Below are 14,237 nucleotides of genomic sequence, written 5' to 3'. Positions count from 1 at the left end.
GGCTCACGGCCCGCCCGGCTCACGGCCTGCCCGGCTCACGGCCCGCCCGGCTCACGGCCTGCCCGGCTCACGGCCCGCCCGGCGGGTCTGCCCCGCATGGCCTGCCCTGCGGGCGGGCGGGCCGTGAGCCGGTGCCGGTTCACGGTGCGGCGACACGCTCCGCCAGGTCGGACTCCGGCAGCTCCGACGGCTGCGCCACCCACGCCGAGTAGACCGGCAGGCCGTGCCACGGCCCGACCTGCCCGCCGCGCCGGTCGGTGGCGACCGCCACGACCGCGTACGGGTGGCCGAAGCGCAGCTCGGCGACCCGGGCGACGCCCTCCGGGGGCAGCCCGGTCGCCATGGCGAAGCCGGTCACCGCGGCGGCCTCGAAGCCGTACCGGCCGTAGCGGGCCATCGCGGCCTGGGCCGCCTGGTAGGGCAGCCGGGCCCGGCCCAGCAGTTCGCCGAGGGCGCGTGCGGCGGCGTCGAAGCCGAGGCCGTCCGCCGTCAGGTCGTGCCGGCTCTCCACCGACCAGCAGGGCAGCACGGCCGACACCCGCTCCTCCCGGCCGCCCCACGCCCGGGTCGGCACCTCCTCGATCGTCCACAGCGGAGTCTCACCGAGCGGCAGGTCGAACAGGGAGCGCCGGCCGACACCGGTCGGAATGGTCGCGGCATCGGTCGCCAGCTCGTGGGCGGCGGCGAGGACCTGCGCCGGGGCGACGTCCGGTGCCGCCGCGACCGACACCACGAGCATCCCCGCCTCGCGGCCCTCGACGCGCTCCGACCGCGCGGCCGTGGCGTGTACGGCCACGTCCCCGGCCTGCGCGGTGCCCGCGATCCAGCAGTGGTGGTCGTACTCCGGGGTACGCAACACCCGGCGAACCCGGCCCGCCCAGGCGCTGCCCCTCCCGAGCGCGTCGGCGGAGGCGACCTGGAACGGCGTCGCCCACGACACGCGGGTGGCCAGGGCGGTGGCCAGGATCAGGAGCGTGGCCGGGTCGACGGTGAGCGGGAAGCGCTTGATCAGGCCGGAGGTGCGCTCGCGTGCCCACTCGTCCAGCGTCGCCTGGTCGGGAAGCGGCCCGCTCTCGGTGCTCGCCGGCAGCGTGGCCCGCCAGCCGGCCAGCTCGTCGAGGGGTGCCCGCTCCCACAGGGCGCTGGCCGACGCGACGAGCGGGTGTGGATCGTCCAGGAGCGCGTGGGCGGTCGCCGCGGCGGTCTCGACGTCGACGCCGAGCGCCTCCTCCAGGTCGACGCGGGCGGCTCCGGTGGCGGCGGGACCGACGAGGGCCAGGAGTAGCCACGCGCCGAGCGGAGAGGCGACGTGGTGGCCGGAGCCGACGAGGTCGTGCAGGCGCTGCGCGTAACGGGTCACGGGCCCGGTCAGAACAATCACCACCCCACTCTGCCCGCCACCCCCCACCCCCGCCACCCCACCCGCCCTCCCACCGCCCCCGCCGCCTTCCGGTCGATCGTGCAGTTATGGTGCCCGTCGTGTGATGGTTCGCACCTTTCGCACACCACCACAACTGCATGATCGACGGGGCGAGGCGGGCGGGGCGGGCGAGGCGGGGCGGGGCGAGGGGGCGCGGGGTGGGACGGGGGTCAGGACCAGAGTTCGAAGGGTTCGTCGATGTCGTGGCCGGCGAGGAACGCGGTCAGCAGCTCCGGTAGGCGGCCCGGGTAGAAGCGGTCGGTGCTCGCCACCACCTCGGCCACCGGCCACCAGCGGAAGTCGAAGTAGTCCTCCCGCTCGTAGTCCAGTCGCTGCGCCTCGTCCACGTCGGGTCCGGGCCCCGGCAGTCGTACCGGCACGATGACCTCATCCTGCACGTGGCGCAGGTGCCGGTGGATGAAGCTGGCCCGGCGCCGCCAGGTCGGCGCCCCGACCTCGGCCGGCGCGACCACGATGCCGGTCTCCTCCCGCAGCTCGCGCACCGCCGCGTCGAGGTACGTCTCGCCCGGGTCCAGCCCGCCACCGGGCAGCTCCCACCACTCGCCGAGGCGGGGGTGGTCCGGGTCGCGGGTGTGGAACAGCAGCACCCGTTCGTCGACGTCGCGCACCACCAGCCGCACGGCGCGACGCTCGATGACCGGCAGGTCCGGCGGCAGGTCCGGCGGGGTCAGCACGGACCCGCCCCGATCGCCGTGGATCGCCGTGCGCGGCGTGGCTCAGACACCGGGGCCGGCCCGGTCGATGCCGGTCACCTCGGCCCGACGCAGCGTGACCGCCGTGCCCCCGCGCAGCGAGTTGGGGATCTCGGCGATGGCGTCGACCCGGTCGACCAGTTCGCGCAGCTCGTCGGTCGGCGCGTCGCCCTCGATCCGGACGTCGTAGGTCACCTCACCGGACACGGCGGGGTCGCCGGCGAAGTCGCCGCGTACCGTCACCTCGACCCGGTGCAGGTCGATGCCGGCGGCCGCGGCCTCGCGGAACAGGTCGTTGGAGACGCAGCCGGCCACGGCGAGGTAGAGCAGTTGGCCGCCGTTGAACCCGAGCCCGTCGCCGCCGGCGTCCGCCGGCCGGTCCACCACCAGCGTGTACGGCCCGGCCGAGCCGATCGCGGCCGGCTGCCCGGGTAGACAGCGGGTGCGTACCTCGATGGTCATCCGTGACCGCCTTCCGTGTCGTACCGGACCGACGCGTCCAGTCAAGCATGGACAGCCGGGGAGCACGTCCGCCGGGCGGGCGACACCCCGGCCCCCGCCGGGTGCCCGCCGGGGACACGGATAGGCTGCCCGCCGTGGCAGGTCTGTTGAGGAATGTCGCGGCGCGCATCGGCCGCGTCGGCGCCATCGTCCCGTCTCCCCGCCGGTCTGGGCCGACGCCGGCCCAGGTCGCGCGTCGGCGCCAGGTCGCCGCGCTGCAGCGCCGGGAATTGACGTACGCCCCGGAGCTCGACGGGCAGGCCGACCCGGGCGAGGTCGTGTGGACCTGGGTGCCGTACGAGGACGACCCCCGGCAGGGCAAGGACCGCCCGGTGCTGGTGGTGGGCCGGCACAGCCGCACCCTGTTCGGTCTGATGCTCTCCAGCCAGAGCGACCGGGACGGTCAGCGGCACTGGTTGGCGTTGGGGCCGGGCGCCTGGGACCGGGACAACCGGCCGAGCTGGATCCGGTTGGACCGGGTGCTCACGATGCGGGAGGACAGCATCCGCCGCGAGGGCGCGGTGCTGGACCGGGCCCGCTTCGACCGGATCGGTCGGGCGCTGCGCGCCGGCTACGGCTGGCGCTGACCGCCGGTCGGGCAGTGATGCGCGGGGTGTAACGCGAAACCCCGTCCGGGCGCTGCACACTATGCCACTGGGGAGTCGCACCGGTTTCCGCACCGCAGGGGAACGGCGTCGTCGCGGCGTCGTTCGGACCGGAGAGGACCGCGACGATGAACGGTGGCGTGCCACGACACCCTGCTCTCCCCGACGACCACCTGCCCGTCACTCCGGACTGGACCTGCGCCACGTGCGGCGCGGACTGGCCCTGCGCGACGAAGCGGCGCCGCCTGCTCGACGAGTACCAGCGCGATCGTGCCGCGCTCGGGGTCTACCTGGCCGCCTGCCTCGCCGTGGCGTCCGACCAGTTGCGCCGCGTGCCGGTGGCCGCGCTGCAGCAGCGGTTCACCGGCTGGCTGCCCCGGCCGCGCCGGTCGTTCTGACCAATCGGGCGGGGCCGCCGGTTCCTCAGCCGCCGGCCCCGCCCCCCCGCACCTCCTTCCTGCTGTGACCCGTGGTCAGGTCCGGGTGTGCGCCCGGACCTGCCGCGCTGTGGCGGCGACCGTGGCGCGGCGGGTGCGCGTGGTCGCCGTGGGAGTGCGGGTCGGCCAACCGACCAGCCGGGGACGCCGTCGGGCGCTGACGTCCTCGACCCAGCCGACCAGCAGCACGACGGCGAGGAGCAGGACGAGCGCGACGGCCAGGTAGCCGACCTTCCCGAGTCGCCAGGCGTCGACCCGGTCGCCGACGACGAAGCAGACCGCGATGGCCGCGTTGTGCCAGAGGTAGATGGTCAGGGCCCGGCTGTTCAGCCAGGTGACCAGCCGGTCCAGTGGTCGGGCCCGGGCCAGCCAGGCCATCCGTGGGCGCACCCGGAGCAGGACCAGCACGAAGCCGAGCGAGTAGAACGCCTGGGCCACCGGGATGTCGTTCAGGTCGAACCCGTCCACGGGATGCGTCACCGTCCAGCCGACGCCGACTCCCACGCAGAGTGCCGCCGCGAGAAGCAGGGCCGCCCGGGGGACGCGGTGCAGTGCCCCGTCGCGGTGGGCGAAGCCGACGAGCCAGCAGGCGCCGAAGGTCGCCAGGTCGGAGACGACGGAGTTGACGTGACCGTTGAGCGGCGCGGTGGTCTGCAGCAGCACGACGACGGCCAGCGGCAGCAGCACGGTCGGCAGCGGCCACCGGCGGTAGAGCCCGAGCAGCGCGGGGGAGAGCAGGACGAACCAGAGGTACGCGACCAGGTACCACAGCACCCCGGTCACGTCCTGCGCCCAGGCGCTGCCCGCCGGCTGGGCTATCGGCACCAGCCAGGTCAACAACCCCGGCCACTGCGGCCGGTCGGGCCAGCCGTGCCACACCATCACCGGCACCAGCACCGCGCCGAAGATCCACAGTGCGGGGAGCAGTCGCCGCAGCCGGCCGTTGACCGCCCGGGTGGGTGCCCGGTCCAGGGACCGGGCCATCAGCGATCCGCCGAGCGCGAACATGACGCCCATGGCGGGGAACGCGAAGCTCAGCCACGCGTAACCCCACATGTGGTACGCGATCACCCGGGTGAGCGCGAGCGCCCGGAGTGTGTCGAACCACCGGTCGCGGCCGGTGCCGGCCCCGACCGCGGTGCCACCGATCGGCGCCGGCGGCACCGCGCCCGCGTCGACCACGGCGTCCTGACCGGTCGGTGGGTCACCGGCGCGCTTCAGCTTCCGCCACCGCAGCCGGGTGCCGGTCAGCGCCGTCACCGTCGACCGGAGCAGGACCAGGTACATCAGTTGCCGGTAGGCGAACTGCTGCAGCGGGAGCGCCAGCAGCGGCAGGAGGCGTTCACGGTCCAGGCGGAAGGCGACCAGCGCGACGACCCACTGCACGGCCAGCATCAGCAGCCACGCCACGGCCGTCTCGGTGGTGCCCAGGAAGAACAGGCCGTAGAGGGCCATCAGGTCCAGCACGGGCCCGAGCAGTGGCAGCACCACGCCGAAGAGGGCGAGCAGGGGCAGACCGAAGCGGCCGAACCGCCCGGACGGACCGCCGTCGAACACCGCGCGGCGGTGCTTCCACATCGCCTGCATCGTGCCGTAGCTCCAGCGGTACCGCTGCCGCCACAGCTGGGTCAGCGTCGCGGGGGCCTCGGTCCAGGCGCGGGCGCGCTTCTCGTACACCACGCGCCAGCCGGCCCGGAGGACGGCCATCGTGATGTCGGTGTCCTCGGCGAGGGTGTCGTTGCTCATGCCGCCCGCGGCGAGCAGCACCCGGCGCCGGAAGGCCCCGATGGCGCCGGGCACGGTCGGCATGCAGCCGAGCGTCTCGTACAGGCGGCGGTCCAGGTTGAAGCCGATGACGTACTCGATGTGCTGCCACCACCCGAGCGGGCCCCGTCGATTGGCGACCTTGACGTTGCCGGCCACCGCGCCCACCGACGGGTCGGCGAAGGGCTGCACCAGCCGGCGGACGGAGTCCCGCTCGAAGACCGTGTCGCCGTCGACCATCACGATGATCTCGTGACTGGCGTACGCGACGCCGGTGTTGAGGGCGCTCGGCTTGCCGCCGTTGGGTTTGCGGATCACGCGTACGTTGCGCAGCCCGAGCGCCTCCACGCGGTCGGCGGTGCCGTCGGTCGACCCGTCGTCGACGACGATGACCTCGATGCCGCGATGGTCGCCGTTGGCCAGTGACCGTACGCTCGCGGCGATCCCGGCCTGCTCGTTGTACGCCGGCACGATGATCGACACGGGTTCGGTGACCGGCGGCCCCCAGTACCCGCGACGGCGGCGCCAGGCCAGTCGGGGCGCGAGGACGAGCAGCAGCGCCGTACGGGCCAGCATCAGGAGCCCGACCACCACGAACAGCACGCGGAGCGCGGCGATGAAGAGGTCGGCGATCTGCACCGCCATCACCACCGATCCGGCGCGCCAGCGTGCCGACTCCGCCACCGGCTGGTTCGCCGGGACCATCGCCGTGCCGTCGTCGTCGTCCTCGTCCCGGGTCCGGTTGACGCCGTCTCCGACGGTGATGAAGTCGTAGCCGCGGGCTCGCATCGCGGGAATGAACCGTTCCAGGGCGGCGACAGTCTGGGCGCGGTCGCCGCCCGCGTCGTGCAGCAGCACGACGGCGCCCTGGCCGGCCGGTGGCGTCATGTTCCGGACGATCGCGTCGACCCCGGGCCTGGCCCAGTCCTGACTGTCGGTGTCGTTCACCGCCGTGAGGTAGCCGAGGCGACCGGCCTGTTGGATGGCCTTCCACGCGTCGTCGTCGACGGCGTCCGCCCGCGACGAGTACGGGAAGCGCAGCAGGGTCGTCCGGACCCCGGCGGCGTTCATGACGGCCATCTGGGTCTGCGCGTACTCGAGGCGTCGCTGCCAGCCGGGCAGCAGGGTCGCGTCCGGGTGGCTGAAGGTGTGTACCCCCAGTTCGTGTCCCTCCGCCGCGATGCGTCCGGTCAGGTCGGGGTGGCGCGCCACCTGGCTGCCGACGACGAAGAAGGTCGCCTGCGCCCGGTGGCGTCGCAGCACGTCGAGGATCCGGGGCGTCCACACCGGATCGGGGCCGTCGTCGAAGGTGAGGGCGATGGTGCGCGGCGGCATCCGGTAGGACCGCGCCCGGCCGTCGGTGGTGTCGATGACCGGCCCGCCGGAGGTGATCGAGGCGGGCACCGTCCTCTGGTCGCCGGTCTCCCGGACGTGGTCCGGCGCGAACTCCGCGTTCGCGTACGCCTCGACGAGCAGCACGCTGAGCACGACGGTGACGAGCATCCCGTAGACCACCCAGCTCGTGCGCAGCGGGAAGCGCACGCGGTGTCGCCTCCGGGGCGCGGCGGGCCTCGGACGCCTTGTCGTGACGGTCATCGGGTCAGCAGCCTCCGCTCGGCGTCGAGAAGGGCGGCCGTGTGCGGCGCCAGGGCGGGCGGCGGCGTCTGGGACGACGGGCTCGGCTCCGGGCCGGTCGGTGACTCCGACGGCTCGGTGGGCCCGACGGTCGTGGGAGACGGCGGAGAGGGTTCCGTGGTGGATTCCTGTGGAGGCCGGGCCGGCACCGGGTCGTGGTGTTCCGGTCCGGGTGTGGGCACGGGAATCGGCCGGGCCGGCTGCGCGGGGGTGTGGCCGGGCGGTGCGAGGTCGGCGCCCGCCAGGTCGGTGACGATCGCCGGTTCGAGCGGGCGTTCCGCCGCGGCGGGCTGGTCGCCGGTCTCCAGGCCGGCCTCCTCGTCGAGGAGCGGCGCGGTGCGATTGGCGGGCGGTCCGGTCAGGACGGCGAGACCGACGATCGGCACATACCCGAGGGCGACCGCCGAAAGGAGCACCCCGCACCAGCGCATCAGGCGCGCGCGTCGTCCGGAGACGTCGACGAAGACCGGCGCGGGGGCCGGGAGGTGGGGAACGGCGCTGTCAGCGGGCGAGTTGCCGTCGTGAATGTGAACGACCACCCGCACGAGGCTAGGGAGGGCATAAGCCGCTTATGTCCACTTTGTGGACTTCCGGTCATGGCCGGGATTTCATATTCCGCACAACTGGATGAACGACGGCGATGAGGCCCGAACGCCCAATTATCTCGCTTTCACGGACACCGGTGACGACAGGCGCGAAGAAGGTGAAACGTCCGGCGGCGGACGGGAGGCCACCTCACCTTCCCGGTGACGCCGTTTCCCGCCCGGCCGGTCACTCCGTCGGGTGGGCGATGTCGACGAGTTGGCGGGCCGGTCGGCCGGCGCCGAGGCTCTTCGCGCGGTACATGGCCGCATCCGCCTGCCGGAGGGCTTCGGTGAGCTGGGTCGGGCCGGGGACCGGCGCGAGCCCGACCGAGGCGGTCACCCGCAGCGAGAGCCCGCCCAGCGGGATGGGCGCGGCGAGCATCTCGCAGAGCCGCCGGGTGGCGTGGTCGATCCAGCGCGGGTCGACCGTCGGGCTCGTCAACAGCCCGGCGAACTCGTCGCCGCCGAGCCGCGCCACCAGGTTGTCGCCCGCGAAGGCGGCCAGCCGCTCCGCCACGCTGATCAGCACCTGGTCACCCGCCGCGTGCCCGTGACGGTCGTTGACCTGCTTGAAGTCGTCCAGGTCGACGATGACGGCGATCAGCGGTCGACCGGCGGCGTCGGTGAGCAGGGTGGCGGCCAACCGGTAGAAGGCGCGACGGTTCGGCAGGCCGGTCAGCGGGTCGTGGCTGGCCGCGTGCCGCTCGGCGGCGAGCTCGGCCTGCAGGTGCCCGACCTCGGCCTCGGCGCGCAGGGCCCGGCGGCGCAGGTGCCAGGTGGAGAGCAGCGCGCCGGCGGCGCAGACGCCGGACGCGACACTCATCGGATCCGGCACGAGCCCTCCCATCGCGCGATCGCTCGTGGACCGCCACGGGCGCGGGGTCGGGCCCCTGTGTCCGCCCGGCGGCGAGCCAGGTTTGGTGACTCCGTGTGATCGGTCGGGTACCGCACACGTGCGTTATCATGCTCGCCGTCCGATGCAGATGCAATAGCAGATGCACGTGCAGCACCGTCCGATGTCGACATCCCCCGCGCGCCGCCACCGCTCCTCCCACGGCATCGGCCGACTCCTGAATCGAAGGACCGCACCACATGCAACAGCCGGACAACGGCGTTCCCGTCACCCAGCTCCCTCCGCTGACCTGGCAGAAGAGCCGCCGGAGCAACCCGAGCGGCAACTGCGTGGAGCTCGCCGAACTGCCCGACGGCGCCGGCATCGCGCTGCGTAACTCCCGCCACCCCGACGGGCCCGCGCTGATCTACACGGTCGACGAGATCGCCGCCTTCGTGCTCGGTGCCCGCGACGGAGACTTCGACCATCTGATCGCCTGACCCCTCGTCCGGGTCGGCCGAACCGCCGGCCCGGAGGAGTTCATCTCACTGTCGGTCCATGGCATGCTTACACGTCGGCCGGGCCGGACCGCCTGGCCGTGCGCGGTACGCGGAGGGCGGCACGTGACGATGGTTTCCGCCGAGGGTGGCCCGGCGACCGGGCCGACCGTGCTGCGCATGCTGCTCGGCGCCCAGCTGCGCCGGTTGCGGGAGTCCAGTGGCGTCACCCGCGAGGGCGCCGGCTGGGAGATCCGCGCCTCCGAGTCGAAGATCAGCCGGATGGAGCTGGGTCGGGTCGGGTTCAAGGAGCGCGACGTCGCCGACCTGCTCACCCTCTACGGCGTCAGCGACGCCGAAGAACGGGCGGTGCTGCTCAAGCTCGCGCACGACGCGAACAACCCCGGCTGGTGGCACCGCTACGGTGACGTGCTGCCCACCTGGTTCCAGTCCTACCTGGGCCTGGAGGCCGCGGCCGTGCTGATCCGCAGCTACGAGGTGCAGTTCGTCCCCGGGCTGTTGCAGACCCCCGAGTACGCCCGGGCGGTCGTGCTGCTCGGCCATGACACCGCCAACCCGGCCGAGATCTCCCGCCGCGTCGACCTGCGGATGCGCCGACAGGAGTTGCTGCGGCGGGCGGATCCGCCGCAGCTGTGGGCGGTCGTGGACGAGGCGGCCCTGCGCCGCCCGATCGGCGGCGCGGAGGTGATGCGCGGTCAACTCACCGCGTTGATCGAGGCGACGCGCTCACCGCACATCCGGCTCCAGGTGATCCCGTTCGCCGCCGGTGGTCACGCCGCCGCCGGCGGCGCCTTCACGATCCTGCGCTTCGGCGACCAGGACCTGCCCGACATCGTCTACATCGAACAGTTGACCAGCGCGCTCTACCTCGACAAACGCGACGACCTGGACTACTACGCGCTGGCGATGGAGCGGCTCTGCGTCGAGGCGGAGCCGCCGGAGCGTACGGCGGAGCTGCTCGAGCGGTTCCGGGACGAGCTGAAGGGCGCCTGACCCCCCCCGCGTGCCGCCGTTCCATGTTGACCGGCATCGACGTGTTGGATAGTCTCTGAATCGATCCAGAATCTGAATCGATTCAGAACGGAGGACCGGTGAAGCCCACCCTCCAGGCCGTGGCCGACGCCGTCGGGGTCTCCCGCAGCACGGTGTCCAACGCGTACGCCCGCCCCGACCAGCTCTCGGCGGCGCTGCGCCAGCGGATCCTCGACACGGCCAAGGCGATCGGCTACCCCGGTCCGAACCCGACGGCCCGCTCGCTGCGCCGCGGGTTCGTCGGCGCGATCGGGGTGCTCTTCACCTCCCAGCTGTCGTACGCCTTCACCGACCCCTTCGCGATCCGCTTCCTGACCGGCGTCAGCGCGGCGGCCGAGCGGCACGGCTCCAGCCTGCTGCTCGTGCCTCTCTCGGCCGACCTGGCGGAGGCCCGGCGGGCGGTGGAGAACGCCGCCGTCGACAGCTTCTGCATCTACTGCGTCGGCGACGAGACCTGGGTGCTCGACGCCATCCGCGACCGGGGTCTGCCCTACGTCACCACCGCCCACCGCGCGGACGCCGGCCCGCTGCATCGCTACGTCGGCATCGACGAACGGGCCGCGGCGCGCAGTATCGCCGCCCACGTCGCGGACCTCGGTCACCGGCGGGTGGCGCTGCTCGGCGACGGCGTGCTGCCCGGCGCGCCGCCCGGGCCGCTTGCACTGTCCACACCGGACGACGTGCCGAGCCCGACCACCCGCGGCCGGTTCGCCGGGTTCGCCGACGCGTTCGCCGAGGCCGGGGTGCCCTGGTCGGCCCTCACCGTGCTCTCCGCCGCCGGCAACGACCGGTCCGCCGCCGCCCAGGCCGTCGCCGCCCTGCGCACGCTGCCCGACCCGCCGACCGCCGTGCTGGCCTGCTCCGACGTGCTCGCGCTGGGCGCCCTCGACGCGCTGCGCGCGGCGGGCGGCCCACCGGTGTCGGTGACCGGGTTCGACGACATCGCCGAGGCCGCCGCGGTCGGCCTCACCACCGTGCGCCAGCCGGCCGAGGAGAAGGGCCGCCTCGCCGGCGAACTGCTGCTCGACCCGCCCGCCGATCCCGCGGCCGGCCACCTGCTCCTGCCCACCGAACTCATCGTCCGGACCTCCACCGGACCTGTCCCGAGGAGTTGACCATGGAACAGTCCAGCGGCCTCATCTTCGCCCTCGACGCGGTCGACCGGCACGTCAACTCGGCCCGGCCGCACGCGCCGGTCCAGGTCGAGCGACCGGCGCGGCTCGCCCCCACCCGCCTGGCGGCGGCCAGCGCCCTGCGCCGCCTCGCCGACCGGATCCAACCCCGGCCGCTGCCCGCCACGCCCCGCTGCTCCTGACCGCCGGGAACCGCCCATTCGGGCACGGCACCCGCCAGGACGTGCGCAAACCGGCGTCGCGACTGGTGGGCGGCGGCACGGGCCAGGCACACTGGACGCCCATGTCGCCGCTCACGCCCACCCTCCGCCTGCACGACCGGTACGTCCTGCGGGAGCGCATCGGGCTCGGCGGCATGTCCGAGGTGTGGCGCGCCGACGACGAGGTGCTCGGGCGCCCCGTCGCGGTCAAAGCCCTGGCGGGCGAGTTCGCCGTCGACCCGTACCTGCGGGCCACCATCCAGCGCGAAGCCCGCGCGGCCGCGCGGCTGACCCACCCCCACATCACCCGGGTGTACGACTACCGCGAGGCGACCCTCGGCAGCGGCACCGTCGTGCCGTACCTGGTGATGGAGCTCGTCGAGGGGCGAAGCCTCGCCGACCGGCTCGCCGACGGCCCGCTCGCCTGGCCCGAGGCGGTCCGGGTCGCCGCCCAGGTCGCCGCCGCGCTCGCCACCGCACACCGCATCGGGGTCGTGCACCGCGACGTCAAGCCCGGCAACGTCATGATCACAGAGTCCGGCGCCAAGGTGCTCGACTTCGGCATCGCCGCGCTCGCCGGCCCGCACCACCCGGTCGCCGGGCAGACCGGTGAGCTGCTGATGGGCACCCCGGCGTACTTCGCGCCGGAACGTCTCACCCCCGGCCCGCCCGACCCGGCCAGCGACGTCTACGCCCTCGGCGCGCTCCTCTACCGCACCCTCACCGGCCACGGGCCGCTGCCGGTGCAGACGTGGGAGGACGCGCTGGAGGTGCACCAGCGGAACACGCCCGTACCGCCGCTGCGCGTCCCCGGCCTGCCCTTCGACATCGCCGAGATGATCCTCGCCGCCCTGCGCGCCGATCCGGCCCGACGGCCGACGGCGGCGCAACTCGCCACCCGGCTCGCCGCCGCCCAGCCGGTCGACCTGCCCGCCGCGATCCTGCCCACCGCACCGGTCGATCCGGCCGCTCACCGTGGCGGGGGAGTCGGGGTGGGGCCGCTCGCGCCGCCGGGACACCTGATCGCCCCGACGTCGCCGGCCGGTCCGCTCGCGTCGTCCGGGCGGCCGGTCGCGCCGACGTCGCCGGCTGGCGGGCCGCTCGCGCCGACGTCGAGGTCGGGGTACCCGCTCGCGCCGACGTCACCGGCTGGGGGTTCGCTCGCGCCGACGTCGCCGGTTGGCGGGCCGGTCGCGCCGGCGTCGTCGACGGGGCACGCGGCCGCGCCGACGTCGCCGGCCGGGTCGGGCGCCGCGGCGCCGTCCGCCGGGCGTCCGACCCGGCCGACCTGGCCGGCCGGCCGGGCGACCGTCCCGGCCGCGCACCCGCCGACCCTCATCGACCGCGCCCCGGTCGCGTCGTGGCCGACCGATGCTGCCGATGTCGCCGCCCGGCGCGCGGCGCGGCGGTCCCGAGGCCCGGTCGCCGCGCTCGTCGCGGTCGGGCTCGTCCTCCTCCTCGGACTGGGCGCGCTGGTGGCGCTCGGCGACCGCGACCCGGTGAACCCGCCCGCCGCTGCACCCGACAGCTCTGCCACGGATGCGCCGCCGAGCCCGGAAGCCTCCGACACCAACCCGCCGCGCCCGGATCCCACCCCCAGCACCCAGGGGCCCGCGACGGTCAGCCTGCGCCAACTGGGCGTCGAGTTCGCCGCGATCCTCGCCCAGGCCCAGATCCGGGGCGAGGTCGACCGCCGGACCGCCGAGGACCTGCGGAAGGAGTTGGCCGATCTCGGGCGGGGCAAGCCGAAGGACCGCGAGAAGCGGATCGAGGACCTGCGCGAACGCATCACCGAGGCGGTGGAGCGCGACGGCCTCTCCGCCAGGACCGCCGCCCAACTGGACACCCTCCTGACCCACCTGGACTCCGTAACCCCCCGCGACTAACCCCTCCCCGGTCCCCGGCCCCCTCGTTCCGGTCGATCATGCAGTTGTGGTGCCGGACTTCGGGTCTTCTGCGCCCTTTGCGAGGCACCACAAGTGCATGATCGCCGGGCCGGTGCGGTGCGGTGCGGTGCGGGGCGGGGCGGGCGGGGGAATCGGGGGGTGGTGAGGGGCGTTGCATCTGTCGACGCCCGCGGCACATCCCCCCGGTTGCCGCGGGCGTTCTTACGTCCGGCCCTCAGTGCAGAACGGCGCGCGCGATCCCGCCGACCTCGGTGCCGGCCCGCTCGACGAGCACCCCGTCCGGCGTCCAGATCGCCGACCGTCCGGCGGTCTCGGCGTACCCTCCGCCGGTCGCTCCGGCGAAGCTCGCCACCGCCACCCAGACCCGGTGCGAGGCGGCGACCCGCCGCGCCCGCTGCTCCGGCACCGCCGTGTCCCGTGCGGCCTCGACCACCCCCGCCAGGTAGGCGTCCATGCCGAGGGCCGCCGTCCGCTCGGCGTGCTCCGACACCCCGGTGTCCTTGCAGACCGCCAGGCCCAGCCGCCAGCCGTCCACCGCGAGGACCACGGGCCGGTCACCCGGCACGAACCGGCGCTGCTCCGCCTCACCGAGCCACATCTTCCGGTACGCCACGGCCGCGCCGCCCGCGTCCACCGCGAGCACGCCGATGTGCTCGCCCCGGACGGGCGCGCCGGCGAGCGCGAGCGTCCCGGTCTCGGCGCACGCCTCGACCAGTGGCGCCAGCCGGGGATCGTCCTCCGCCACGACGGGCGCCGCCAACTCGTACCCGGTCAGGGACAGTTCCGGGAAGACCACCACCCGCGCCGCCACCGCCCGGACCGCGGCGGCGTGCGCCCGGGCGTTGGCCGCGACGTCGCGCGGTACGCACGGCGGCTGCGCGACCGCGAGCCGCAGCGGGGTGCGATTTCGCGTACCTGGGCTTGTGCGGCTCCGCGTCACGGTCGTGGGGCTCGCC

Annotated in this window: 14 protein-coding genes; 7 read left to right on the top strand and 7 right to left on the bottom strand. The window is 74.4% G+C overall.

Annotated elements, in window-relative coordinates:
• Positions 1 to 139: 139 nt before the first annotated feature.
• The 3 genes from ACIBTV_RS12785 to ACIBTV_RS12775 form a co-directional block, all read right to left on the bottom strand.
• Entirely contained in the window at positions 140 to 1,381 is a 1,242-nt protein-coding gene (locus ACIBTV_RS12785; RefSeq protein WP_396704267.1) for a hypothetical protein, read from the bottom strand.
• A gap of 209 nt (positions 1,382 to 1,590) precedes the next feature.
• A complete protein-coding gene (locus tag ACIBTV_RS12780; RefSeq protein WP_396704265.1) occupies positions 1,591 to 2,115 on the bottom strand; it encodes an NUDIX hydrolase in 525 nt (174 codons plus the stop codon).
• A 42-nt stretch (positions 2,116 to 2,157) separates the two neighbouring features.
• Complete coding sequence (locus ACIBTV_RS12775; RefSeq protein ID WP_396704262.1) at positions 2,158 to 2,595, bottom strand: OsmC family protein; 438 nt, start codon at positions 2,593 to 2,595, stop codon at positions 2,158 to 2,160.
• A 134-nt stretch (positions 2,596 to 2,729) separates the two neighbouring features.
• Between ACIBTV_RS12775 and ACIBTV_RS12770 the strand changes: the two genes are divergently transcribed.
• The gene (locus tag ACIBTV_RS12770; protein ID WP_396704259.1) at positions 2,730 to 3,221 is read left to right on the top strand and encodes a type II toxin-antitoxin system PemK/MazF family toxin; all 492 of its coding nucleotides are present in this window, start codon (positions 2,730 to 2,732) and stop codon (positions 3,219 to 3,221) included.
• 146 nt (positions 3,222 to 3,367) lie between these two features.
• Positions 3,368 to 3,637, top strand: coding sequence for a hypothetical protein (locus tag ACIBTV_RS12765; protein ID WP_396704257.1), 270 nt, complete (start codon positions 3,368 to 3,370; stop codon positions 3,635 to 3,637).
• A gap of 75 nt (positions 3,638 to 3,712) precedes the next feature.
• Here the strand turns inward: ACIBTV_RS12765 and ACIBTV_RS12760 are convergent, their stop codons facing one another.
• From ACIBTV_RS12760 to ACIBTV_RS12750, 3 genes are all read right to left on the bottom strand, one after another.
• Positions 3,713 to 7,036: a glycosyltransferase gene (locus ACIBTV_RS12760; RefSeq protein ID WP_396704254.1), complete on the bottom strand. Its 3,324-nt coding sequence runs from the start codon at positions 7,034 to 7,036 to the stop codon at positions 3,713 to 3,715.
• Complete coding sequence (locus tag ACIBTV_RS12755; RefSeq protein ID WP_396704252.1) at positions 7,033 to 7,614, bottom strand: hypothetical protein; 582 nt, start codon at positions 7,612 to 7,614, stop codon at positions 7,033 to 7,035. Before ACIBTV_RS12755 ends, ACIBTV_RS12760 begins: the two co-directional genes overlap by 4 nt.
• A 232-nt stretch (positions 7,615 to 7,846) precedes the next feature.
• Positions 7,847 to 8,494, bottom strand: coding sequence for a GGDEF domain-containing protein (locus ACIBTV_RS12750; protein ID WP_396704251.1), 648 nt, complete (start codon positions 8,492 to 8,494; stop codon positions 7,847 to 7,849).
• Positions 8,495 to 8,751: 257 nt separating this feature from the next.
• Between ACIBTV_RS12750 and ACIBTV_RS12745 the strand changes: the two genes are divergently transcribed.
• From ACIBTV_RS12745 to ACIBTV_RS12725, 5 genes are all read left to right on the top strand, one after another.
• Entirely contained in the window at positions 8,752 to 8,991 is a 240-nt protein-coding gene (locus tag ACIBTV_RS12745) for a DUF397 domain-containing protein (RefSeq protein WP_396704249.1), read from the top strand.
• Between the two features lie 129 nt (positions 8,992 to 9,120).
• Positions 9,121 to 10,002, top strand: a complete 882-nt coding sequence (locus ACIBTV_RS12740) for a helix-turn-helix domain-containing protein (protein WP_396704441.1) — start codon at positions 9,121 to 9,123, stop codon at positions 10,000 to 10,002.
• Positions 10,003 to 10,100: 98 nt separating this feature from the next.
• Positions 10,101 to 11,156, top strand: coding sequence for a LacI family DNA-binding transcriptional regulator (locus tag ACIBTV_RS12735; protein ID WP_396704247.1), 1,056 nt, complete (start codon positions 10,101 to 10,103; stop codon positions 11,154 to 11,156).
• 2 nt (positions 11,157 to 11,158) lie between these two features.
• Positions 11,159 to 11,356 carry a hypothetical protein gene (locus tag ACIBTV_RS12730; RefSeq protein ID WP_396704245.1) on the top strand — a complete coding sequence of 66 codons (198 nt, stop codon included), beginning with the start codon at positions 11,159 to 11,161 and terminating at the stop codon, positions 11,354 to 11,356.
• A gap of 101 nt (positions 11,357 to 11,457) precedes the next feature.
• Positions 11,458 to 13,260, top strand: coding sequence for a protein kinase (locus tag ACIBTV_RS12725; protein ID WP_396704244.1), 1,803 nt, complete (start codon positions 11,458 to 11,460; stop codon positions 13,258 to 13,260).
• 235 nt (positions 13,261 to 13,495) lie between these two features.
• Here the strand turns inward: ACIBTV_RS12725 and ACIBTV_RS12720 are convergent, their stop codons facing one another.
• Positions 13,496 to 14,221 (bottom strand): carbon-nitrogen hydrolase family protein, encoded by a 726-nt coding sequence (locus tag ACIBTV_RS12720; RefSeq protein WP_396704242.1) that lies wholly within the window; start codon positions 14,219 to 14,221, stop codon positions 13,496 to 13,498.
• Positions 14,222 to 14,237 lie beyond the last annotated feature (16 nt).

It is taken from the genome of Micromonospora sp. NPDC049366 (genome assembly GCF_044466625.1).
Taxonomy (GTDB): domain Bacteria; phylum Actinomycetota; class Actinomycetes; order Mycobacteriales; family Micromonosporaceae; genus Micromonospora.
Note: the sequence above shows the minus strand (reverse complement) of the source record. Positions and strands in the feature narration are given on the sequence as shown.

Bases quoted from the DNA above. Each gene is read 5' to 3' on its own strand.
- ACIBTV_RS12765 (WP_396704257.1), top strand. From the start codon at position 3,368: ATGAACGGTGGCGTGCCACGACACCCTGCTCTCCCCGACGACCACCTG.
- ACIBTV_RS12740 (WP_396704441.1), top strand. From the start codon at position 9,121: ATGGTTTCCGCCGAGGGTGGCCCGGCGACCGGGCCGACCGTGCTGCGC.
- ACIBTV_RS12730 (WP_396704245.1), top strand. From the start codon at position 11,159: ATGGAACAGTCCAGCGGCCTCATCTTCGCCCTCGACGCGGTCGACCGG.
- ACIBTV_RS12725 (WP_396704244.1), top strand. From the start codon at position 11,458: ATGTCGCCGCTCACGCCCACCCTCCGCCTGCACGACCGGTACGTCCTG.
- ACIBTV_RS12745 (WP_396704249.1), top strand. From the start codon at position 8,752: ATGCAACAGCCGGACAACGGCGTTCCCGTCACCCAGCTCCCTCCGCTG.
- ACIBTV_RS12775 (WP_396704262.1), bottom strand. From the start codon at position 2,595: ATGACCATCGAGGTACGCACCCGCTGTCTACCCGGGCAGCCGGCCGCG.
- ACIBTV_RS12760 (WP_396704254.1), bottom strand. From the start codon at position 7,036: ATGACCGTCACGACAAGGCGTCCGAGGCCCGCCGCGCCCCGGAGGCGA.